Origin of the sequence: Phenylobacterium sp. (assembly GCF_965229015.1) — a bacterium.
Taxonomy (GTDB): Bacteria; Pseudomonadota; Alphaproteobacteria; order Caulobacterales; family Caulobacteraceae; genus Phenylobacterium.
On sequence record NZ_CBDDIM010000001.1, the window covers coordinates 1,373,332 to 1,397,058 of the forward strand.

The 23,727-nt window shown below is 65.2% G+C and carries 15 protein-coding genes; 9 read left to right on the forward strand and 6 right to left on the reverse strand.

The features are described 5' to 3' along the window. Positions 1-62 precede the first annotated feature (62 nt). From ACO06I_RS06905 to ACO06I_RS06925, 5 genes are all read left to right on the forward strand, one after another. Complete coding sequence (locus ACO06I_RS06905) at positions 63-989, forward strand: SIR2 family protein (protein WP_421931843.1); 927 nt, start codon at positions 63-65, stop codon at positions 987-989. Further along, positions 938-2,929 (forward strand): hypothetical protein, encoded by a 1,992-nt coding sequence (locus tag ACO06I_RS06910; protein ID WP_421931844.1) that lies wholly within the window; start codon positions 938-940, stop codon positions 2,927-2,929. Before ACO06I_RS06905 ends, ACO06I_RS06910 begins: the two co-directional genes overlap by 52 nt. A 246-nt stretch (positions 2,930-3,175) precedes the next feature. After that, positions 3,176-7,600: an AAA family ATPase gene (locus ACO06I_RS06915; protein ID WP_421931845.1), complete on the forward strand. Its 4,425-nt coding sequence runs from the start codon at positions 3,176-3,178 to the stop codon at positions 7,598-7,600. Between the two features lie 180 nt (positions 7,601-7,780). Then, entirely contained in the window at positions 7,781-9,874 is a 2,094-nt protein-coding gene (locus ACO06I_RS06920) for a hypothetical protein (protein WP_421931846.1), read from the forward strand. Between the two features lie 9 nt (positions 9,875-9,883). After that, on the forward strand, positions 9,884-10,570 hold the full coding sequence (locus tag ACO06I_RS06925) for a hypothetical protein (RefSeq protein ID WP_421931847.1): 687 nt from the start codon (positions 9,884-9,886) through the stop codon (positions 10,568-10,570). A 119-nt stretch (positions 10,571-10,689) separates the two neighbouring features. Here the strand turns inward: ACO06I_RS06925 and ACO06I_RS06930 are convergent, their stop codons facing one another. The 4 genes from ACO06I_RS06930 to ACO06I_RS06945 all read right to left on the reverse strand — a co-directional run bounded on the left by ACO06I_RS06930 (position 10,690) and on the right by ACO06I_RS06945 (position 18,081). Continuing rightward, the gene (locus ACO06I_RS06930) at positions 10,690-13,794 is read right to left on the reverse strand and encodes an AAA family ATPase (protein ID WP_421931848.1); all 3,105 of its coding nucleotides are present in this window, start codon (positions 13,792-13,794) and stop codon (positions 10,690-10,692) included. Continuing rightward, entirely contained in the window at positions 13,791-14,486 is a 696-nt protein-coding gene (locus ACO06I_RS06935; RefSeq protein ID WP_421933605.1) for an ABC-three component system middle component 1, read from the reverse strand. Before ACO06I_RS06935 ends, ACO06I_RS06930 begins: the two co-directional genes overlap by 4 nt. A 5-nt stretch (positions 14,487-14,491) precedes the next feature. Then, entirely contained in the window at positions 14,492-17,047 is a 2,556-nt protein-coding gene (locus ACO06I_RS06940; protein WP_421931849.1) for an ABC-three component system protein, read from the reverse strand. A gap of 251 nt (positions 17,048-17,298) precedes the next feature. After that, the gene (locus ACO06I_RS06945; protein WP_421931850.1) at positions 17,299-18,081 is read right to left on the reverse strand and encodes a DNA -binding domain-containing protein; all 783 of its coding nucleotides are present in this window, start codon (positions 18,079-18,081) and stop codon (positions 17,299-17,301) included. A gap of 464 nt (positions 18,082-18,545) precedes the next feature. Between ACO06I_RS06945 and ACO06I_RS06950 the strand changes: the two genes are divergently transcribed. From ACO06I_RS06950 to ACO06I_RS06960, 3 genes are all read left to right on the forward strand, one after another. Next, a complete protein-coding gene (locus ACO06I_RS06950) occupies positions 18,546-19,052 on the forward strand; it encodes a helix-turn-helix domain-containing protein (RefSeq protein ID WP_421931851.1) in 507 nt (168 codons plus the stop codon). 87 nt (positions 19,053-19,139) lie between these two features. Continuing rightward, positions 19,140-19,799 carry a DUF6088 family protein gene (locus tag ACO06I_RS06955; RefSeq protein WP_421931852.1) on the forward strand — a complete coding sequence of 220 codons (660 nt, stop codon included), beginning with the start codon at positions 19,140-19,142 and terminating at the stop codon, positions 19,797-19,799. A gap of 12 nt (positions 19,800-19,811) precedes the next feature. Next, entirely contained in the window at positions 19,812-20,894 is a 1,083-nt protein-coding gene (locus ACO06I_RS06960) for a nucleotidyl transferase AbiEii/AbiGii toxin family protein (RefSeq protein ID WP_421931853.1), read from the forward strand. 22 nt (positions 20,895-20,916) lie between these two features. On the opposite strand, the gene ACO06I_RS06965 is transcribed toward ACO06I_RS06960, so the two are convergent. Then, positions 20,917-21,198 (reverse strand): hypothetical protein, encoded by a 282-nt coding sequence (locus ACO06I_RS06965; protein WP_421931854.1) that lies wholly within the window; start codon positions 21,196-21,198, stop codon positions 20,917-20,919. A 217-nt stretch (positions 21,199-21,415) separates the two neighbouring features. On the opposite strand from ACO06I_RS06965, the gene ACO06I_RS06970 reads away from it, so the two are divergent. Beyond that, the gene (locus ACO06I_RS06970) at positions 21,416-21,748 is read left to right on the forward strand and encodes a helix-turn-helix transcriptional regulator (RefSeq protein ID WP_421933606.1); all 333 of its coding nucleotides are present in this window, start codon (positions 21,416-21,418) and stop codon (positions 21,746-21,748) included. A gap of 45 nt (positions 21,749-21,793) precedes the next feature. On the opposite strand, the gene ACO06I_RS06975 is transcribed toward ACO06I_RS06970, so the two are convergent. Beyond that, positions 21,794-23,566: an NACHT domain-containing protein gene (locus ACO06I_RS06975; RefSeq protein WP_421931855.1), complete on the reverse strand. Its 1,773-nt coding sequence runs from the start codon at positions 23,564-23,566 to the stop codon at positions 21,794-21,796. Between the last annotated feature and the right edge of the window lie 161 nt (positions 23,567-23,727).

Sequence of the window (23,727 nt, forward strand, 5' to 3'; positions counted from 1 at the left end):
GGCCGGGACTGCCACGACGCGTCACGTGGCGGCCGGACGTCTCCCATCATCAGGGCTTGGTGATGCGTTTCCATGCGGGCGGCCCCGCCCTGCCGGACGCGCTGCTCATCGCCCGTGACGAGGGCCAGGTCGTGTTCTTCTGCGGCGCCGGGGTGTCCAGGGCGCGGGCGGGCCTTTCGGACTTCTATGGGCTGGCGCGCAACGTGGTGGAGCACCTCGGCTCGACCTCCGACAGCCCCGCCCGGAAGCTTATCGAGACTGCGGCGGCGCAGACCCGGATCGCCGGGGTCGGCGGCCTGCTGCCCGCCGACCGCGTCTTCGCCCTGTTGGAGCGGGAATTCGAGGTGGCGGATGTCCGCGAGGCGGTCGCCCGCGCCCTGAAGCCCGACGACGAGGTGGACCTGTCCGCCCATCGCATCATGCTCGATCTCGCGCGCGGCCCAGATCACCAGGTTCGCCTGGTCACGACCAACTTCGATCTCCTGTTCGAAGCTTGCGATCCATCGCTCCAGGCGCACGCCCCGCCGCTTCTCCCTGATCCGCGCCACGACCGGCAGTTCCGCGGCATCGTCCATCTTCATGGGCGCGTAAATCCCGACTATTCAGGGGCTTCCGACGACGAGTTCGTACTCTCGAGCGCCGATTTCGGCCGCGCCTATCTCGCTGACGGATGGGCCACGAGCTTCATCCAGACGATGCTTAGCCGCCGCCAGATCGTCTTCGTCGGCTACACGGCGGACGATCCGCCCGTGCAGTATCTGCTGGAGGCGCTGAATGGCGGCGAACGCACCAGCGGTGGCCTCTATGCCTTCCAGGAAGGCGCGCCCGATGAAGCCCGCGCCCTGTGGGCCGCGAAGGGGGTCCAGGCCATCCCCTACGACCCGGCCAACGGCCACGCCGCGCCCTTGAGCTGGGGGTTGATCTCGAGATTGAGGCCATGGGGTTCGAATACATCGCCCTGCCCCCGATCCATCACGACCCGAACATGAGAGGCGACGGTTTCGAACGCTCCAATGGGATCGCCGCGCCGTTCTTCTTCTACATCTCGCTGGTCCAGCGCCTCGCCATGCTCGACGTCGAGGCGGCGCGTCGGGAGGTCGCGGCCTGGCGCGCCGGCGACAAGGTTTTCTCGCGCCTGAAGATCTGGGCGGCGGGACAACCGGACCTGATGTCCGCCTCGCAAGCCGCACGTGCGCTCCTCGGCCTCGATCCCGAGCACTTCTGGAGCAGCCGCCATCAACGCGACCTACTGCTCACCCTGGCCGCACGATGGGCCGAACTTCCAGCCGGATCTCGCGCCACGCTCGAGCGGCGCATCCTGCGCGGTCCCCCACGATATGAAGGCGAGGCGCCCGGTGAACACCGCCGAAGCCGGGGTTATGCCATCCTCGATCGTGTCGCCTGGTTGGAGGCGCAAGGCTGCGCCTTCACCGTCGAAACCCAGCCAGCCCTGGATCGCTCGCGGCGGGACGCTCCGGACTGGAACGCCGCCGGCGGGGTCAACGCCGCCGCATCCCTGGAAGGCCGGATCGGTGGAGTGGTCCGCAACACCGACGCCGCCGCCCTGGTCGACGAAGCCCCGGCGACCCTGCTGGACGCCGCCGAGACCCTCACCCGGCGCGAACATGGAAATCTCACCGAGCACCGTCCCCTGGAAGGCCTCGCCCTGGCCCGCCCCACGAAGCTCTTGAAGGCCCTGGTGATGTCGGATCGCAAGGGCGGGGTCTCCGAATGGGGTTGGCGCACCTTGCTGTCCGCGGACGCCGAGCACCAAAGACCCAGGCTGCGGCGGCAGATCGCCGAACGGCTGGCGCGCCTTTCACCCCAGCACCTCGCCGCCCTCACCTACCCGGCCACCGACTGGTTCAAGGCCGTCTCGCCGGACTTGGCCTTGGCGGCGCCAATGACCCGGGATCGGCTCTGGTCGGCGCTGATCGAGATGCTTCGGGCCCACCCCGAGGTCGGAGGCTCGGCCATCCGATCAAGCCGCCCCGACTGGCGCATGTCCGCCCTCAACTCGCCGAGCGGGCATCTGGCCCAGGCCCTGATGGCCGACCCGGCCCGCCTGCCCGTCGAGGGCGAAGGCTTCCCGGCGGCCTGGCTAAGCAAGGTGACCGAGCTTCTCGGCCTGGGCGGCGAAGCTGGGCGGTTTGCCGCGGTTCACCTGCTCTACAACATCGTGTGGTTCTTTCATTTCGACCCCGCCTGGACGGAAGCGCACCTACTCGGACGTCTTCAAGGCGATGCTGACGATCAGGATGCGTTCTGGTCCGGCTTCCTCACCAGCGCCGGCGCTGCGAACCTGGCGCTCTATCTGCGGCTGAAACCCGGCATGCTCGGCCTCGCGCGACAAAGCCGGCAGGATCACGACGACACCAGCGCCCTTGCCGGCCTGCTGCTCTCCGGCTGGGGGAGCCGCGACACCGCCGATGGAGAGCGCTGCATCAGCGACATGGAATTGCGCGAGAGCCTGATCTCCGGCGGCGACCGTTTTCGCGGTCAGGTCCTGTGGCATCTCGCACGATGGTGCGAAGGCCCCGAAGGCGACTGGCGGGACCAGGCGCTCGAGCTATTTCGTTCAGCATGGCCCAGGCAACGCGTCGTCAAGACCCCCAAGACCTCGGCCGAACTGGCTGAATTCGCGATCTCTTTTCCCGGAGACTTCTCCGCCCTCGTCGAGGCGCTGGTCCCGCATCTCACGCCGGTCACAGCCGACACCTGGTTCCTGGGCGCTCTCGACAACGAGGAATCCCGCCGACTTGATGACCAGCCGACGGCCATGCTAACCCTCATCTGGGCGATCCTCGCCGACACGGCGTCCGACTGGCCCTATGGGTCTGCCGCCCTTGTCGAGAAGCTGTCCGAGGCCCCCGACCTCACCGCCGATCCCCGGCTTGCCGAGCTGAGGCGTCGCTTGGCGGCCCGCTAAAATGAGCCCTTCGCGCTACGGGCCTTGTGCGCGCTAGCCCAGAGCCGCGTCCAAGCTGGCGCACATTGCGTCCGTGTCCACATACCCAGCCCCGGCGCCAGACCTGCCGCCGCGATCAAGTCGCGGTCCCCGTCTAATCGTGGAGGCGGGTGGCGCCCGCCGCCAGGGCGCGCGCCGTGAACAAATCGAGAAAGATGCTATAGCCCCCAAAGGCCGTGCCTCTCGGTCTGGTTGAGATCACCTGCAATGCCTGAACCCCTTTCCGGAATGATCGTCAGCGGCGCCGTCGGCTGGGTGATCAGCAAGATGGGGGATAGCGCCGGTAAGGGCCTCAAGGGGCGATGGACGCACGCCGGCGCGCAACAGGACCTGGGCGAGATCGGCGCCCGAGCGGTGGAAGCCGCCGTCTCTGTCGCCCCGGAATTGGCCGGAGACCTGCGGTCGGAAGCATATGTAAAGCACGTCCTGGCCCAGGATTTGGTCGTGGCGGTCCAGGACGCCACCCGAGGCCTGGACGCCGAGGACCTAGCCGCGGCCTTCATCGCACGCTTCATCACGCCGCAACTGCGGGGCCGCGACCGGGATGAGGTCCTGCGCGACCTCTACCGTTTGGAGCCCGAGCGGCTACAGCGGGCTTTTGCCGCCCTGGTTGCGGCGGTTCGGTCAGGATTGAGCGCCTCCCCCCACTGGCGCGCCGCCGTCACCGCCCTCGGCGTCGAGGAGACCCGCCTGGGGGTGTTGGGCCTGCGCCGGCTGATGGACGCACAGGTGGACCCGAAGGTGGACCTCAAGGCCGCGCGGAAGGATGCCCTAGCTGGATCGGAAGGCCTTCGGACCTGGGAGAAGACCATCGCCGGTCTGCACCTGAACCGGCCGGAAGTCTTGGCGCTGCGCGAGCGGATCCGGCAGGCGCCGGCCGGGACTACACTTCTGACCGGTCCGGCGGGGTCCGGAAAGTCTGCGGTGCTGTCGGAATTGACCGCCCTCCTGGAAGAGGAAGGCTTGACGGTCTTCGCTCTCAAGGCCGACCAACTGGACGAGTCGGTCCGCAGCCTCACCGACATCGGCGGCTCGATGGGCATGATCGGCGACCTGCCGGCGGAGATCGAGGCCCTGGCGGCGGTCGGCCCCGTCGTGCTGGTGATCGATCAACTCGACGCTGTGAGCGAAATCATGGACCGCTCCTCCCAGCGGATGCGCCTGCTGCTGCAGCTCGCGACCCGGTGGCGGACACCTGGAAAGGACGATCCGCCCCCCGTCCATGTGATTGTCTCGTCTCGGCCTTTCGAAGCCCAATACGACGCCCGCTTCCAAGCCTTGGACGCCAAGCAGGTGATCCTGTCCCTGCCCGCTTGGGACGCCGTCGCGGCCCTGCTGAACGCAGTGGGCGTTCCCTCTGAGCATGTGCCCGTCGGCCTTCATGAAACCCTGCGGCGCCCCTTCCAATTGAAGCTGTTTGTCGAGGTGGCTCGCCGAGGCGAGCCCATCGACCGTCTGGTCGAGGGCGAACTGTTGAACGCATGGCTACGGACCGCGCCCCTGGGTGACGCGGCCGCACGCCGGGGAGTTCTGGACCTGTTGAAGGCCATGGCCGAGGACATGACCGAAACCGAAACCCTGTGGCGGCCGGCCGATCGATTCGATCAGGATTTCCCGGACGCGGTCGGTCGGGCTCAGGCGTGCGAGCTGGTGGTCCGGCAGGACCGCAAGCTGGGCTTCGCCCATCAGGGTTGGCTCGATGACTTCCAGGCTCGAGCCTTCCGCTCGGGACGCGCGCTCGCCGAGTATGCCTGGTCCAGCCAGGATGGTCTGTTCGGCCGCGCCACGATCCTGCGCGCTCTGGAGCGGTTCCGGGCGCTTGAACCGATGGCCTATGCCGATGCGATCGACCTCCTGCTCGGCGACGGCCGCACACGGCGGCATCTGCGCCACTTGACAGTGGACCTCATCGCCACCCAGCCCGATCCCTCGCCGCGGGAACAGGGCTGGGTCCTGCGTCTGGTCGACGAAGACGCGATCCTGGCGCGGCGAGCGGTGCGCCGCCTTCTCACCATCTGGGCCGGCTGGCGTGCGGCTCTAAAACCGCGGATCCTGGGTCTTCGCGGCCGTCAGGACTATGCCTACAGCGCTGTGGGAATGACCGTGGCCGAGGCGGCGATCGACCCGCTTGAGGCTGAACGTCTCCTACTGGCCGGCTGGTCCGGGGCGGATGCCGACGCCGAGGCATTCGAGATCTGTTGGCGGGGCCGCCTCTGGTCGCCCAGGGTGCGCGTGCGGCTCGCGGAAAATTTCGCAAGGGCCACACCCGAGGGTTACGCGATCTCCGACTACGTCACCGACATGGCCGCCTCCGGTCGGGCGGCCGACGCGGCCGGCCTACTGGGGCTCTATCTAGACCATCTCGCGATCGAAGCCCGCGTCGACGTCACCCTGCACGGGATCGACAAGGTCGCCGAGGCGGACCCGGGCGCCTTCGTAGCAGTTGTCCTGCCCTGGGTCCTTCGGCAGGCCGAGCGCGCCGTCACCCCCGAGGGCGGGGTGCGCGATCAGTATCCGAGATCTCAGTCCCTGCCCTTCGAATGGCGCGCCATCGGCGAAACGGACAGCCTCTACACCACGCTCCAGGCCGCCTTGAACCGCATGGCTGAGGCGGCGTCGGAGGCGTTCTGCACGGTGGCGGCGTCCCTGCACGCCATCGAGATCGACGACATCCAGGCCATGGTGGCCGAAGGGTTCGCGGCCGGCGGCCCAGCCGTGGCCGTGACGGCGGCGGATTGGCTGCTCGCCGATCGCAGGCGCCTGCGGGTCGGGCTGGCTCACATCGACGACGAAGAGGGCGTCGGCCACATCGTGGAGGGCTGGTCGACCCGGCAACTGCTCAAGGCCTGCGCCGCCCACCTCGACAAGGCCCGGCTGGAGCGGGTGCGGGATGCGATCGAGACCTGGGATATCTATCGGGAGGAAGCTCGGCTGACGACAGACGCCGAGCAGCGCCGGGACTGGCGGCGCTATGCCGAGGCCGAACGCGCCGCCCTCCTCGCCCTGTTGCCGACGGATGCGCTTGGCGCCCGCAGGCGGCGGCAGGTGGAGGAACAATTGGCCGAGCAGCCCCGGCTGGGAAATGGACGCGGCGCGATGATGGCGTCGTTCGTCGGCCCGCCGATGTCGCATCTGCAGATGGCGAACGCCACGGATGACGATCTGTTCCGGATGATCGACCTGACGCCGGACAACACCGAGCGGCGGCTTCAGCGCGGGCGCCGCGGCCTGGTCGGCGGGGTGAGCCAACTTGCACAGGCCTTCGCGGCCTTCGGCAAGGATCATCCCGCCCGGGCCATGGCCCTGGTCCGCGCGCGGTTCCGTCCCGGGCGGCATGAGATGGCCGCCGGCGCCTTGGTGCAGAAGCTCAGTGAGGCCGAAACGGTCGCCGCCGCCGACCTCCTGGCCCTGATCCACGAACTGGAGGGCTGCGGGTTCGCCTCGCAAAGCTGGCGGCATGACGCGGCCTTCGCACTGCAAGCCCTAGCGGGGCGCCTGGGCGGCTTGGCGGACCCCGACCTCGTTCGCCTGGAATCCTGGATCGAGTCCGATCCGCAGGTCATGGCCGATCGGGTCACCCGGCGGCGGAACCAGGACGAGGCCAATCGCGAGCGGAACGCCCGTCCCGACACGGCGCCGCAGGCGGTGCTGTTCGGGCGTGGCCTCGGCGGCTCGCTGATCTTCCCCCAGGGCAATCACACCCTGCTAGACGCTATCGCGAAGGGCGTCCTGGGGCGTGAGCCGGCTGATGTGGAGGCCTGGGTTTCGGTTCTGGAGCGGCACGTGGCGCGGCCCGAGGACCCGCAGGTCTGGACCTTGCTCTTGGCCAAGTATTTCGGGGCGCTCTACCACGCTGACCGCGACCGCGCTCAGGCCCTGCTGCGGGCGATCTGGGCTGCCTATCCCGAAGCCTTCACCGCGGAGGTGGCCGGGGCCCTGTGGCGCCACCGCCAGATGTTGCCGTCCGACCTGCGGCTCCAGATCGTCCTGGCGTGGCTCGCCGATCCCGAGCCCAGGACCCACCGCCTCGCCGGCGAATTCATCATGGCTGGCCGGCTGGTGGATCCGGAAGACACCGAGGCCCTACTCCTGTCGGAGGCCTTGTTCCGGGGCGAGCCGGGGCCTGCTCGCCTTGGCGCGATCTTCGGCGCGGCGGCGGCGTGGCGGGACGACGACCCCCGTCTCAGGGCCGCAGCCCATGCGGTGCTCGAGCCGATCGCTTCGAGCGTCAAGGGTGACGATGCGGTGGCGCTGGCCACAGCCTTAAACGCCCGCCAGGCCCTTCGGCCCGACGCCCACACGCGGGAGATCCTGGTCCACGCCCTGGCCAATCCGGACCTGTTGGCCGCGTGCCGCGGCGCCGGCTTTCCGGACGGCCTGCAGGAGTTGCTGCTGCACCCTGGTTTCGAGAACCTGGTGCTGCGGGTGGCCGAGGGGATCTTCGACGGCTACCAGATCGCGAACGGAAATCGGATCGGTTTCGGGAGCGATCGCGACCTGGTCGCCATCGCGGTCGCCCTGCAGCGCAGCGGCGGGGCGCTTCGGGTCCAGGCCATGGATTTCTACGAGCGGCTCCTGGACGCCGACACCCATGGGGCGACCCAGGCGGCCGAGGCATCGCTCAAGCGATGAGTTTCGGCTAGCCCGACAGAATTCGAACCGGCACCTTCTGCCTTGCGCCATTGCCGGACCTTGGCTTGCAGCCGACAATCAGGCGTTCGCCTGACGGTCTGCTCTCGCGACTTCCACTGGACACTGAGCCAGCGCTAGCGTCGCCTTTGCTTAACGCAGGCAGGCCTGCAACGATGCCTCATGCCCGCCCTGACGAACAACATTGAAAACCGCGTCCGCAAGCTGCCCAAGCCGTCCAACGCAACGCAGGGCTTGCAGCCGTTATTCGAGGCGGTGAGCAACGCCATGTTCGCGCTGGAAGACCGGCTCGCCATGGACGTCGCGAGGGGTCGGATTGACATCCGTGTCACCAATCTGTCGAGCCCCGATAGCATCGAGATCGTCGTCGCCGACGGCGGGATCGGCCTGGACGCGAAACGATATGGGGCATTCTGTGAGATCGACACCGATTTCAAACAGGCCCGTGGCGGCAAAGGCGTGGGCCGGCTGTTCTGGCTCGATGCATTTTCCAGCATTCAGGTTGAAAGCACCTACCAGGAGGCGGGCGCCGTCAGGAGGAGAGTCTTCGACTTCGTGCTCAACAACCTCGAACAGGTTGTCTCGCGGCATGAAGGCGTTCCGGCCGCGGGCGGAGATCAGGGTACGATCATCAAATTCACGGGCCTTCGCACCAAGGAGTATTCTGACCACTTTCCACGCCGGTCCGACACTTTCCTCCGCTATTTCAGCGCCCACTTCATCGCGGACTTCCTCGTTGGCGGCGGGCCACGCCTCTTCGTCGATCTCGATGGAGACCTCACCGAGTATCCTAAGGCGGTGTCGGACCTGACAGTTGGAGAGCCCTTGAATGCGACGTTTGAGCACAAGGAGTTCGGGACACTGACGATCGTCGGCTTCACCTGTCAGGCGGAAGCCAGCACCGGGCTCGAAGGGCACCACCAACTCCATCTCCAGGCCAACGGCCGGACCGTGGAGACGCGGAAGGTGGACAACCTGTTGGGCATCGAAAACCTTGAGCGCGATGGACAGGCGGACCTAGTCTTCCACGGCTGTGTCTCAGGCGAGTATCTCGACCTCCGAGTGAACGAGGGTCGGACGGCCTTCAATCTGACGGAAAAGACGCTGAAGGACGTTAGCCGCGCCTGTATGGAGATCGTGAAGGACCGTCTTCTGCCGGATCAGGTGGCCAAGTTCGCCAAGGAACGCCGCGACAGCTATGTGGACTTTGTCGAGCGCTACCCCACCTTCGGATTCGACACAGACGAAACCCAGCTGAACCGTGTGCCATTCCACGCCAAGGCCGCCGAGGACTTTGCCTCGGGCCTGATCAAGTACCAGATCCGGCGCGAAGAGAGCCGTCAGAACGCGCTCCAGGAAATGATTGAGGCGCTCGATCTCGAAACCATTCCAGTCAATCTGGAGGCCTCCATCGAGAGCGCCGCCAAGGAAATTCAGACTTCAGAACAGCTGGCGCTCGCCCAGCACGTGGTGCGCCGTAAGCTGGCGCTGGAGCTGTTGGACAAGCTCATCAAGCGCATCCGGGCGCGCGACGGCAAGGAGGATGACCACCACCTTGAGCGTACGCTTCATGCCTTCATATGCCCGATGGGCGTCATCGGCGATGACAGCGCCGAGTTGAAGAGCCGTGCCCATGACCTCTGGGTAGTCGACGAGCGCCTTGCCTTCACCAGGGCCTTCTCCTCGGACAAGCGCCTTGATGCGGTTCTTTCTGACGGCGGCTCTGCAGATCGGCCCGACCTGCTGGTCTGGGACCTCGCCTATGGTCTTGGCGTAACCGAGGTCGACAATCCGGAGTCGGTGGATGTCTCAGAGCCCCTGCGGTCGATGATGATCGTGGAGTTCAAGAAGCCGGGCCGGACAACCTACGCCAAGGCCGAGGACAACATTGAGCTGCAGATCACCAAGTATCTCTCGCAGTTGAAGGGAGGGCAGATTGAGGCCTTCGACCGCACCCGGGTGCGCGTCGCCGATGACTGTATCTTCCATTGTTACGTGGTGGCTGACATCTGCGGTGATCTCGAACAGCAGCTTTCAAATTGGGCGACCACGTCGAACGGCCAAGGCCGTGTACGACCGCTGAACAACGCCTATCGCGGCCAGATCGAGGTCCTCCAATGGCGCGACCTGATCAACGACGCCTGGATGCGGAACCGCGCGACCCTCACTGCTGCCGGCCTCAACCGCAATCGGCCAACGACGTTGAAGTCGAAGATCGATTCGCAACCTCCCGGCGATGACGGCGACGAGGACTGATCAGGCCAGATGAACGCGGAACTCAGCGGAATTCCCACGCGAATCCTCGGCCTCGCCACGGCTGCCTTGGCCCAGGCGAACACCCATGCGGTCTTCATGGACCCGGGCAGCGAGCACTGGCCTCAGATGTCCATTCTGAACACCGCCCACGCCGGCGAGCTGTTTTTAAAGGCAATCATTGCCAGCGAACACCCGCTGCTGATCTTCAAGGATCTTGTCAGCCTCGACGACAACAAATCAGACGAACTCGCCCTTCAGACGCTGTTGACCAAGGGACGGACACATGACTTCGAAAAGCTACCACAAGTGCTGTGGGCGACGACGGGCATCCGCATCCCCAACCTCGAGGTCTTTGAGCGGCTGCGGCGGGCTCGAAACGCCATCCAGCACTTTTGCGCGCCGGACATTAGGGACCTCGGCGCGCTGTCTCTGGAATTCATCTACACAATTATCGACCCGCTGATCGCTGAGCGCTTCGGCCTGTGCGCGATCGAGTATCACGAAGACCACAGCGTCGGTTACGACTACGTCGTCAAAGCGTTACTGGTGCGGGAATTGCCATTTTCGATGCCGGACGACTTCGATCTCACCGAAATCTGCATCTCTGACGAGATCGAAGGTGCTGACCCCGAATATCGGGCATGGATCGCGCATGCGCTTGACGCCATCGGCAAGACTTCACTTCTTTCGAGGTGATTTCAAATCGGTCTGCTACCCATCGGTAGTGGCAAGCTATAGGCGACGTTCCGAAGGTTGTTGGTCGGCCCTAGCATCACCTTCTAGAGTGCCGCTGACCTGCGAACACACACTAAGAGCTAGGCCGATTTCGCCCTTACTTCGCCCAGCAAGCGCTCTGCAGCAAGATTCGGCGAAGGTTGCTCGTATCGCACGCCGGATTTCGACGGCGCGGTGAGGGCGATGATCTTACAGGGCAGGCCCGCTGCGTCGAATTTACGTGCAATGAAGTCGCCTTCCGCCCGGTCGTGGCTAGACATGATCAGCTGGTAACCCTCGATTTCAACGAGGTTTCGCATCAAATCCACGAACGCTGCAGCATGGATGATGTCGTTGTGCTGCAGCGGATCATCGAGGAGCAGCGAGCGCCAACGTGACCAGGGATACGCCGTGCTCGCTGCGCATAAGATGCTGAACCCATTCGCCGCAAGCTGGCCCTCGCTTAAGAAGACCTGCGGCGGAAGGTTGTTGTTGTAGAGCGCTTCTTCCAGCGGGTCTCGGTACTGCATACCCATGTCAAAGTGCGTGGTGTCGACCCGATGGTCGGCCTGAAAGCGCACAGAGTCACCGGGCGCACTGAGCAGAGCCTCGTTGAATCCACCAATGAGATCGTTCAGTGGCGCGAGGAATTGGGTCGAAAACTTATCGGCTTCGTCACGCAACTTTTCAGAGACTTTTCGTACCGCGATCCGTGCGTCGCGCGTCTGGCGAAAAACTTGTCTCGCTTGAGCGACTTGAGTGGTGAGGAAATCCTCGCGAGCCTTTGGCGCATCCGTCGAACCCGCGCCGCCCGCCGCTTCCATGTCCACAATCAGGCTCTGCAGGTCGATCTCGCGATCAGCTTGAGCGCTTCCTTGGACAATTTCACTTCGACGGTCCTCGAACCTCTCAAGATCCGACAGACCATTGGCGGCGCTGTCGGCGGCAGTCTCCAGTGTGTTCGCGGAAATCGGCTGCGCAAGCCCGGCGTCTCGCCACCGGATTTCGAGCGCCGCGACGGAGTCTCGCTCAGATTGCAGCGAGGCCGCCGCGACTGCCGAGGATTGGGCCGATCCCGTCACCGCCTGGCGCGCGGCTTCCAAGTGCGCTCGGGCTCCATCGACCGAAGCCTGCCGCTGGTCGCGCAACTCTATAGCGGAGGCGACTAAACTGGTTTGGGTCTGAATGCGTGGGATCAATGCCACCAGGGTCAGCCCCGCATAGGGACCAGAGGCCACGCGTTCCTCGGCCTTGCGCCGCTCTGCCACTATCACGGCAAGGCTTGCGCTCGCGTCCTCCAATCGCGTGATCAGGCTTCCGACTTCAGCGTTGGCCTCTCCATGAGCGTTGAGCGCAGATGCCAGATCGCCTTCCGCTGTTCTGGCGCTTGCATTCGCCGCCGCGCTTGCCGCACTCGCCGCGGCGTCAGCCGCGGTGGCCGCAGCCATCAGATTATCATCTGCGACTAGAAACAGGATTTGTAGCGCTTCGAGCGCATGCCGAGCCGCATCACCGTCTGCTTCTGCGGCGAGCCGGGCGGACTCAGCCTCCGCAATAGCCGCATTTGCCGATCCGATGGAGGCCGCGTTCGCCGCCAACTCGGTGGACAATCTGGCGTAGTCGACCTCCGCTGCGGCCAAGTCCGCGCTCTGTGCCGCGGCGGCCCGTCGAGCGAGGTCGGAAAGAATGCCGGGAGGGAAATGACTCTGGCAGACCGGACAGTTTTCGTCGCTGTCATGGAGATGACTGGCCACTTGGGCCACAGCCACAGCCATGCTGGTCGCGCGCTCTCGCGCCGCGGCTAACGCTATCGCCGATGCGCGATGTTCCTCGGTCAAAGTCGTTCGCACTGGGACCAGCGTGGTCAATGACGTCCTCGATGCGCCGGCCAACTGCTCCAGTCGATCAGCTTCTGCGGCGCTGAGCGCGCTACGTCGCTGCAGAGACTCCCACTCGCGAGCTTGAACGAGCCGCTGACCTGCGGCGTCAGCTCCTGTCCGTGCCTGTCGAGCAGTTTCGATCAGCGCGCGGAGCGGTGGTATGAGCGCTTCAAGACCAGCGACTTCCACACGCTTGGCAGCAAGCGCCGCGACGAGAGCAGCCTGGTCTGCAGTGGCCGAGGTGTGACGGGCCGCCAGCGCATCAATCGCTTCGAGGTCCTGTCGGGCGGAATCCAGCGCATCAAGCTCGGCCTGCGCCCGCGTCATTTCGGCGACCGCCCCGGCTAGATTTTCCGAGGCCTGGTCGAATGCTGCTTGTGCCTCGCCTTCCGCCGCGCGATCGGCCGCCCTTTGGGATTCCGCAGCAACTAATGCTTCTTCGGCCGCCCCGACCGCCGCGCTTCGGGCTGCGAACCGTTCGGGCAGGTCAGCAAGAGCCTGCAGCGCCCTTTGGCGCGTGGTCGTCGCGACCCGCGCCTTGTCAATTACGGCCTTCAGGCGGGTAAGCGCACCACTCAGGCTCTCATTGCTAGCCGCTGTTGGAACCGGCCAGCCGGCTTCCTCGAGGTCGACCGCGAGGGCCGCGAGGCGGTCGGCCAACTCCGCAGTGGATAGTGCGCCGGCGGCACTGGAAGCATCCTTCAATCTGGACAGTCGTGCCTGCCATGTCTGCCACTGGGCCAGAGCGCGCTCGGCATCGTTCACAGCGGCTTGTGCCTGGTTGAACCGGCGGGTGAAGGCGAGCTGCGTTGAGCGCCCCCGCAGGCCGCGCCGCACTTCCTCAAGACGTTCAATTCCGCTGGGCCCCTTCAAAGAAGCCCACTGCTCGCCCTTCTCTCGGCTCGTGAAGCGCTGCGGTTCAGCCTGTCCCAAAAAATGGGTGAACGCGAGGTAGGTGCCGATGTCCTGAATCTGAGCGCCCCAGTCTGGACGACGCAGGAGATCGATGATGCGCTCGGCAGCAGGCCCAACATCACCTTCGCGGGTGATTGGCGCGCCGTCGTTGAACTCCAGGGTCACCGAGTGAGGACCATCGGCCCCTCGGCGGAGGAGGTATTCGGTTTCCGCCGTACTCGTCAGATATCGCTGGAAGCGCGCGACCCGGCCGGTCAGCCCCCACTCCATTGCGTCGAAAAAGCTGCTTTTGCCGAGGCCGTTGGTTCCCGTGAGGAGCGTTAGGCCTGGGCCGGCAGGGATATCGACCGAAAACTCCCCGAACGTGCGGAAGTCCTTGATGGCGACCGACTGTAGGTAGAGGTGGCTCATGCCGATCCTCGCTCGTTCCAGGCTTTGATCAACTCTTCGACTAGCTTATCCGGGTCGTCCTTCACGGTCAGAGACAAGCTCACCCAGCGGTCGACGGTATCCCGCGGCACAGCCGCCTGCGATTCCGCGGCCACCCGATTGAGGTTATCCAAGGCGGCCATGGTGAAGGTAGCGCCGCTGATCCAAGGCCGGGCGAGCACGGTGCGCTTTAAGAGGTCTGCGAAGCTGATGTCATCACCCTCCGGGTTCGTCGGCCGGAGCCAGACGAACTTCCGGGCTACGCGGTCGTCACGCTCAACCATGAGCGACATCGCGCGCCATTCATCGGATGGCTCGCTCGCGCGAGGGCCCATCAGCAAGCCTTGCAGGTCCAGGGCTTGGTTCGGCGTGAGATACGATCGCGCAACGACGCATTGATTGCGAAAGCGGCGCACGCAGTCCGCGATGCTCGCGGGCGACGGCTCTACTGGTAGTAACCCCAGGATGAACATATAGCGGCCGAATGAGAGCGCTCTGACCGTATCCGGCAGGTCCGTTGCTGGGAGGCGAGCGACATCCGTGCCCTCTCCGCCCTTGAAGACATCGCGTTCGAGCTCGACGGCCGCGACAGGCGAGAATCCAACGCTTTCCGCAGCCGCCGCGAGCCGCGCCGCCAGTTCATTCAGTTCCTCTAGTGGTGATGAGGACGTCATGCCGGTCACGCTTGAGCCTCCTGAACATCCCGTCGAAGACGAGTGAAGTATGACACTTCAGCCTGCGCCAAATGCGCCGCAAGGGCGGCCAGACTTGTTCGAGCGGCGAGCCGGAAAGCAGGGTCGGTGCTTAGCATGATGCTCGTCGCATGCTCGGCTTCGCTGAGGCTAGGCTGCTCTGCGCCGACATCGGCTAAGGCCACATCCGCGCGAAGCATCGCTTCAAGGGGCGTGTCGATCATGGGCAAAACCACAAATTCAGTCCGCCACATATAACGTGCGGCGGCCAACTGGAGTGGCTCGCGGTCAATCAGGTCGGCGCCGCAGGCGTGACCCGACCAGGGTGCGCCAGTGGCGCGTGCAAGGGTCAGATTGCCTGGTGGATCCGCGACCGGTCCAAGCTCTGTCCACCCGGAAGCGATTGCCAAGCATACGACGACAGCGCGCGTGATCGAGTCCAGCTTTTTGGGCCCAAGTAGAATCTGCGCCTCATCGCGCGCTGCCTCGTCGTCCCGAGCGCACAACATTAGCCGCAGGAAGCGGTTCAGGAGTTCGGGCGACGCCTGGAATTGTCCGCGCCAAACCGCCCAAACCCCTGCCATACGTGTAAGAACATCGCCCGCCATGGGCACCGTCACCACGGAGCCAGGGTCGGCTCCATCGGTCGTGAAGCCGATGATCCGCCCATCCAAAGCAGCAAGCAGCCAAGCATCCAACGCCTGATGTAGTGCCGTCGCGAGGTTGGACGTGGTCATGAGCTCGCGGCTGTGTGCGATCCCTTGTGGCGCGCCCGCTCGAAGTATCGGCGGCGTCAGATGGCGTGCGTGGGGCGAACCGCTGGAGCGCTGAACCGCGTAAGCTTCCCACTCCCCGACGTTTCCGAACATTGTGAAACGGGAAGAATGGAGCGCCAGCCGGAAGGCGGCCGCCGCCGCTGGGCCGAGCTCGCCCGGAAACGGTGGGCAATACAACTCCACCGCACGTGCCTGGCTGCTGGTCCAGATTTGCCCCACGTCAGTCGTCGCGACGTCTCCCGACCACACCAGGTTCGGACCTTCAGTCTCGAGACCAATACGCAGTGGCGCATGAGCTTCTTCGTCCCGCGCCGCCCATCGTGCAGACGGAATTTGTTGTCGGCGGGCGGCGCGTCCAAAAAGGGCACGCGCGTCTGCCGACAATTGCGGCACCATGAGTGCGTCAGCGTATTTCGCACGCCACTTGCGGTGCCGGACATCGAAATCCTGCAGCAGGTTTTCGAATGGCGTCCGAACTGCGATCCGCGCCGTCCCGTGCCGGATGATCGCAGAGTCCGCCCCGATCACTTGGCCTCCACACTCAAACCAGTGAAGCGCTGGATACGGGGGCGCCGCCGGGGCCCCAATCGGGGCCAAGGCTGGGCCATTGACGTGTTGAAAATTGGTAATGGCGTTTGCGTCACAGGCCCGGATCACCAAGTAGGCCGCAAGGCGGTTCAGGATCGCCGAGCCAACCGAGAGTGGTTCCGGGTCCAGGGTCTGCAAAATCAACTGCACACCGGGACGAAGCCTCTGGCCGACCCGCGCGGGAAGGCCGATTTGCTGCAACGCTGGCATAATGCGTGTGTCGTAGGCGCTCATGAAGTCAAAACCCTGGCCCGCCACGGCTAACGCGTTTGCCTCACGATCAATCTCCAGGAGTGCAGCACGCACACGATCGATGCCAGGCTGATGGATGATCTGGTCGATCATCCCTTGGTGATCGAAATTGGCAGTCCCTGCGGCCACGAGGTCGATCAGGCCGCCGTCCCCGTTGCCGCTGACAAGGAACCGCGGCGTCGCTTTGCCCTGAATGTCAGGGCCGGGAACGCCGCCATCCAGCCAATAGCTAGGCATCGAAATGCCGGCCGCGACGGGCGGCTCGAGACCAAACCCGAACGCCAGCACGACAATGTCATACGAGGCTGTGTCATCGATCCGATGGTTGGGCTTGATGTCTTGAGGGAGGTCGTCAGCGTGGGCGTCGCGCTCGAAGCTGAGGTCCAGCGTCCGGGCGTTAACCGCTATTCCTTGAACGGCGTGGCGGGTCAGGCGCGCAGGCCGGCCTCCCAAGGCGAGTGCCAACATGTTGAATTCCATGAAGACATCATTGCGTACCGATTGCGCTGTTCCCGTCTTCCAGTCGAGTATAGGCAAGCCTGCGACAGGATCGGACGTATGGAGCGAAGGCCAGTCGTAGATATGCGGGTCCAGTCGGCGTCGCGTGCTCGCACTTTGGAGCGCCAGCATTTCCGGATTACTCTCATATAGGTCGACTGGCCCTTGGGACACCAAGGCAAGTGCGGCCGCAGCGGTCACGCCAGCGGCCCCTCCGCCAATGACGGCGCACTTTGGATTGCTGGCAAGGCGTCCCTGTTCGTGGAGAGCATGGACAAGCTCGAGTGCACGCACTTGCTGGGAGTAGAAGGTGATGCGGCTGTCGTAGGCTCCAACCACGAAGACGCTGGATGAACCCGGCGTAACAGCCCCGGCAAGAATATCGGAAGGTCGAAGCACGAGATCAGGTTCTTCCGACGCGGGCCCCATGGCCGAGCTCGGCTTGTGTCACACGATCCGGGCGGCGGGGTAAGCAAAAAAGTGCAACCACTACGCGACAATAGCGCGGTCCGCCGGCCTGGCACCGGCAAAACGCGGCGGCTAGATTGGCCTGCCGAACATCTTCATAGGAGACTTGCCGGACGCAAGCCTGGGGTGGAGCCTGGTCATCTTGGCCTTGCGTCTTTTTCCCGGAAGCGGGCGTCAAGAACGACGGCTAGGAGCCCAACCCAGACATTCTCTCAGGTCTCGACAAGAGGACGCTTATCTCCCCGCAGTAGCGACCGATATCCCCCAGCCACCATCAACCGACCTGCGCGTACGAGCCGGATTGTGGCGTCGCGGACCGTCGAGGTTCGCCAGGCCTCCCGCGCCACGATGCCGCTGCCGAAGATCTCCGTCGCGATCTCTCGATAGCTCCACCCCTGCCCGGCTCCGTCAAAAGCCGCCAAGGCCCGGACCAAGCGCTGGCGTAGCTGGGACCTCAGATCGTCCTGCGGCGCCGTTGCGCCGGCCAGTGTCCGCTGCAAGCCCTGCGCGGCGCGCAAGGCCGCGGAGAACTGCCCGGAGATCGGCAGGACGACGGCAAGGGGCGCCGTAAGATCACCGTCCCGCACCAGCGCCTGGACGCCGGTCTGCAGCCGCACGTGAAGGCCATCGGTCCCACGGCGTTGAAGGGCGATGTTGCCTCCCAACTGCAGGGGCGCCGCCATGACCAGTTGGGAGCGCTCCAGGATCACGACTTGGCTGGGCGCGACCTCGGGGCGCCAGAAGACATCGGCGACGCCAGCCGGCAGGTCTGGATCGGCGATGAACTGCAGGCCCCAGGGCCTGGCGGCCTCTTCGCCGTGGGGATCCTTGAAGCTGCGCGTCCAGACCCGCGCCTTGGCCACTGTCCGATAGGCAAGATTGCGGCGCAGGAACTCCCAGGCGAAGTCCGCGCGATTGGGCTTGGGTCGCGCCGAACCGTCGGTCCGAGCCGACCGAAGCTCCTCACGATCCCGGCGCGATGACGGCATGCCCATGATCGCTCATCGGAGCGCGGCAAGCGGCCGAAGGGTAGGAAAAGCGCGCGCAGCCGCCCCTACCCCGTCGCCCGCGCCGGAATCCGGCGGTGGGACGGCGGTTTGTGGTGGACGTTCGGCGGTTTTCGGCGGACGCGCGGTTGGTGCGCGCCGACCGCGTTCCGGTCGCCCGCCCGCGCGGTCCGATCATAGTCCCCGATATTGAGCGCCCGAAGTTCACCCCGTAGAAGGGTCACCGGCGGGCGCCGCGAATAGGGTCCGGTCCATGAGCCAGGGGGTTCGCCGGAGACGGCGCGCCGGCGGCGGGCCGCATCGAATAAGCGGGCCTTTCCACAGAGGTTCCAGCGCCCGCCCCCTCCTCCGCCGGCTGACCATTCGCGAGGCTGACTCCACAACTCTAAAAGGAGTAAGGTCGCCATGCGCTCGACGCAGGGCGGCGCCAGTTTGCAGCTGTTCGGGGCGTCATGGCCGACGACGAGCCAAAACCAGGTGAGCCAACAGTCGGCGAGCTGCTGTCGGCGGCCTTGGTTGGCGTGCGAAAGCACCGACGGATGCGCGCGGCCGATGTCGCCCGCGCGATGGGCCTGCCTTTGCGGACCTATGAGCGCTTCGAGGCCGGCCAGGATCGCATCGACCTGGAGCGGGTGATCAAGTTCGCCGAGGCCACCGACAGCGACCCGTTCGCGATCATCGCCAGCGTCTGGCTGAAATCGCCGGAGTTCGCGGTTCAGACGGCGGAGAACAAGCCGATGGTGGTGATGATGCTGGCGCTGCGCAATTTCCACGACGACCTGGGCGACGACATCACCCTGATCGAGCCGCGGGTGTTCTGGGGCGGCTTTCGCCGTCTCTTCCAGGATTTGACCGAGCATGTGCGCAAGCGAGACCTGTCGGCGGAGACCTGGCTGGACGAACAGGCGCGGCGGATGGGCCTGGACGTGTCCTTCTCCCCACGCCGACGACGCCGATGAGATTTGTCAGAATATTGCATACGACTTTCTGACATTCATTGATTTGTCAGAAATTCGCATACATATTCCTGACAGCTGGAGAACCCCATGCGCGGCCCCGCCCTCGACCTGAAAGCGACGATCCTGGATCGCATGGACGCCCAGGCACCCTTCGGCGTCGCAACGCCCACAGACTTCGTCGACGCCGGATCGCGCGACGCGGTGGACCAGGCCTTGCATCGCCTGGTCCGCGCCGGTGACGTGCGCCGGATCGGTCGGGGCCTCTACGACCGCCCGCGCCTCAACAGCCTGACCCGCCAGTCCAGCCCGCCCGACCCCAAGGCGGTCATCGACGCCCTGGGCCGGCGCGACAATGCCCGCATGCTGGTGGATGGGATCACCGCCGCCAACGACATAGGCCTGAGTGACGCCGTTCCGGCCAAGGTCGTGGTTCATACGGACGCCAGGCTCTCCCCCCAGCAGATCGGTGGGTTGAACATTGCGTTCAAACGAACGGCTCCCAGCAAACTCTACTGGGCTGGTCGGCCGGCGATGCGCGTCGTGCAGGCCCTGCACTGGCTGAAGGATCGACTGCAGACCGACCAGGCGCAGATCCGCCAGCGTCTACTGCGCATTCTCAGCGATCCGGCCCAAGGCCCCGCCATCGCCGCGGACCTTCGTGACGGCTTCTCAGCCCTTCCCGGCTGGATGCAGGACTTCCTGCGCGACATGGTGGTCGACCCTCCGCACAATCCCAAGCGCGCCTAGGAGGACGGTTGCATGTCTGACTATGGAGCCTTCCTGGCCGCCCCGGCGGACGACCGGCGCGGCGCCTTCCTCACGACGGCTGCGCGCCTGGGTACGGGGGCTGGAAATATCGAGAAGGACTTCTGGGTCTGCTGGACCCTCGACGCCCTGTTCAACCGGCTCGAGGCTGGACAGCCACGTCTGCTGTTCAAGGGCGGCACCTCGCTCTCAAAGGGCTATGGGCTGATCTCGCGGTTCTCGGAGGACATCGACGTCACCGTGTTCCGCGACGATCTCGGCCAGGGTGCCTCGGTGGCGGAACTCGAAGGCCTGAGCGGCAAGCGGCGCAAGGCCAAGCTCGAAGGGATCAAGGCGGCGTGCCAAGCCTATATCGCTGGCTCCCTACGTGAGCAGATGAGCGCGCTGCTGGCCCAGGCGGTCACTGCGACCGGCCTTGCCGCGCCCGATGCGCGGGTGGAGCTCGATCCGGATGATGCCGACCGCCAGACCTTGCTGCTCTGGTATCCAGCCGTCAGCCCCACGACAGACGACGCCGCCTATGTGCGCCCGGCCGTGAAGATCGAGTCCGGCGCCAAGTCGGCGCTGGACCCGAACCAGCCGGTGACCGTGCGGCCCTATGTCGATGATGATCTGCCGGAGCTGGATCTTCACGTCGATGGCGTGATCACCGTCGATCCGGAGCGCACCTTCTGGGACAAGGTGGTGATCGCCCATGGCCTGCGCCGCTGGTTCGAAAAGCGGCATGAGCTTCGCGGCGGCGGCCAGCGCGTGACCCGCCACTACTACGATCTCCACCGGCTCATGGCCTCGGATGTCGGACCGGCCGCCGCGGCCAACCTGGAGCTGGGCGCGGACTGCGTGGCCCATGCCAAGATGTTCTTCAACAGCCCGGACCTGGACCTGGCGAGCGCAGCGCCCGGCTCCTTCGCCTTGGTCCCGACCCCGGAAATGCTGGAGCCGCTGGTTCGCGACTATCGCGCCATGAGTGGAATGATCTTCGGCGATCCGCCGGCCTTCGACGCTGTGATGGCCAGCGTGATCGCCCTTGAGGCTCGATTGAACGGGGCGGCCAAGATCGGGCCAAACTCCACCTAACCCACCGCCTGCGGCAGGTCCGCTATTGGGCGTCAGCCTCCCGCCAGGCCGCGAGCGAGCCGCAGAGCTGAACCGCAGGGCGGTTCGAAGCCGGCGGAGACTCCGACCAGGTGAGATGAACCTGCGCCACCCGACCATCGGCCAGGGCGAAAATTACGTCGTCCGCGCCCGCCAGCCTGGCGATCGCGGTGACATCCAGATGCGCCAAGACATGATGGGGCGGCAGTTCGCGGCGCAGTTGCCGCTCCAGCCGACCACGGATCTCAAGGTCCTCAACAGGCTCCCATGGGCTGGTCCATTCCATATCGCGCTCCCCACTTCGGACCGACGTCTATCATCCCGGCGCCTCGATGCGCATTGCTCAAAGCCGCACGCGGCCAAGCCGGACGTCGTGAATCGCCGCCCCTCCGATCTGCACGCCACAGACCGCCGTGGCCCTACGCCTCATTTTCCGAGACTTCCCTCCCCGCCCCGATTGCCAATTCCATCTCATGGACATTGAACGGAGTTGATAGATGTCGATGAGCCTCACCAACGACACCGCCCCACACTCTCATGCCCCTGGCCGGACAGCCCCCGGGCGAGCTGAGGGTGACCTCCTCACCCTTCAGAGGACGATCCGGCGCCCCGAGCTCCGTCGCATCGTCCCGCTCGCGGACACGACGATCTATGAGATGGAACAGCGCGGCGAGTTCCCCCGCAGGTTCCACCTCACCCCGCGCTGCGTGGTCTGGAGCCTGGCCGAGGTCGAGATCTGGATCAACGAACGGCGGGCGGCGTCGCTCGCGAACCTCGCGCCTCGGGCGCCAGGCCCTGACGTCCACCTGCGCAAGACCCGCCCGGTGACACGCTAAGTGCGGCTCAGTATTGCGGTTTCAAACGGCGAGCGCCGATTTGATTTAACTGGTCTTCAGGAACAGCCGCACGGCGTCGTTGGTCGCCCATTGGTCAGCTGCGGCGCCATGCTCTGCAATCAAGCTCTTGGCGACGAACCAGTCGAAAAATGACTGGTGTGCGAAACTGAAGAGGCGATCCCGGGTGCTCGGATGTCGACCAGCGGGCCTCAGGACCGAGATCAGCAACACCTCCTCGGCATTCGCGAACTCGCCAAGGGATTGGCGCAAACACCGCTCAAGGTCCGGCGCTGCGATCACCCCGGCTGGCAGGGCCGGATTGGTCCGCCGGAGCATTTCCGTTGCGACCGCCTGCATGGCCTGCATCATCCGCTCGATCGTATCCTCGTAGCCGTGCCGCTCGGTGAGCGCGCCGGCCCGGACCACCTGCCCGCCCGCCCCCGCCCCGGACCAGTCGGTCATCAATTTTCGCCGAAAATACTTGTCGTAGAGCCGGGACAGGTCCTGTTCTGGGTCCGCGCCATTCCAGGCATCTTCGGCGAGCATACTGAGGAACAGTGGGCGGCGCGGGATGTCGCCATATAGCTCCGTATAGGCTTCGGTCTTGACCGCCTCGCGAAAGCGGCGAAAGGCTGCCGAAGGTGCGGCCGGCGCCCGCTCTGTGGCGAACTGGTCCAAGAACGTTCCGATGAGCGACGGTGGCCAGTCGAGCAGTTCGAACCGCTCGAAGAAGTCGCCGGCGGCCTTACGAACCACCCGATGATCGAACTCCAGCCGGCGGCTTTCATAGACCTCCTCACGGACGGACACGACCGTCGGGATGCCAAGCGCCGCCACCCCCGCCCAGAGCGCCGCCAAATGCACCTGACTCGACCAGTGCGGGCTTTCGTCAATGGCGTCGATGAGCAGGATCCAATCCCTCGAGCGTTCTAAGTCTGTTCGCAGGGTGTCGCGAAGTAAGCGCTTGGTCGGATTCTGCAGCGGGAAGTCGGCAGGTGCGATCGTCGACAGTAAACCATCGACCAGCCCAGCCCCGTTGGCGAACGCCCGTTGTGGTAGGAGCGCGGCCGGTACGTACAATGCGTGCCCGCCGGCCGCGACCCAACGCTCCGCCACCGCATGCAAAGTGGTCGTCTTGCCGAAGCCGAACCCCGAAGCGATCAATACCCGGGGCGGGTTGCGCTCCCGGCCAGCTTGGTCCTGATGCACTGCGTCGAGGAAAGCGCGGGCGCCTTTGGCGATGGCAGCCGCGGGATTCCAATCCAGACTGGCCGCAGAATACGGGACGTCCTGAATGTACTTCACCACTTGGAGGCGCGTCGCATAAGCCTCCTTCAAATTCGCCTGCAACTCGGCTGACCACGCCACGAGCCGGCCGCGCGCCAGCGTCTCCAGGTGCTTGATTAACCCCTCCTGATCCAACAGGCGCGCCTTGGCGGCCTTCCCTGAGGTCACCAAGCTGGCCAGATCGTCAGTCAGTTCGGTGCGCTCGGACGCCACTTTGAGCGGCTTGTTGATCACCAACCAGTACTCGTCGACCGTGGGTCCAAGCTTTTGGAATTTGGCGATCTCCTTTCGGAACGCCTTGATGTGGCGCGGCTTGATCTCCCGCTCGACGGTCTTCACCTGCACCGCGAGGGTCTCAGCGCCGGTATCGGCATCATACTGGAAGAGGTCGATGCCCAATCTGTCGCGTTCGCCCAGCCGCTTGGACCTTACGAAGCGAGGGATGAGTCCCTCCGCGACGCTCGAGATCAAGAGATCGAACTCGTCGGGGCTGGCGGACATGATCTCGCCGCGGAGTTTTGTGGTCTTCATAATCTGAGGCGCGTCCGCATAGCAGGCGTCACCATAACGCCCTGCGGTTGCGCCGCCCAGGCCCCGCGCCGGCATGGCCCCGCATCACTGCGGCGCGACGCCGATACCGCCGACCGCGCGCCAGCAGCTCGCACCCGCGCTAGACGCAAACGTCGCCCAGA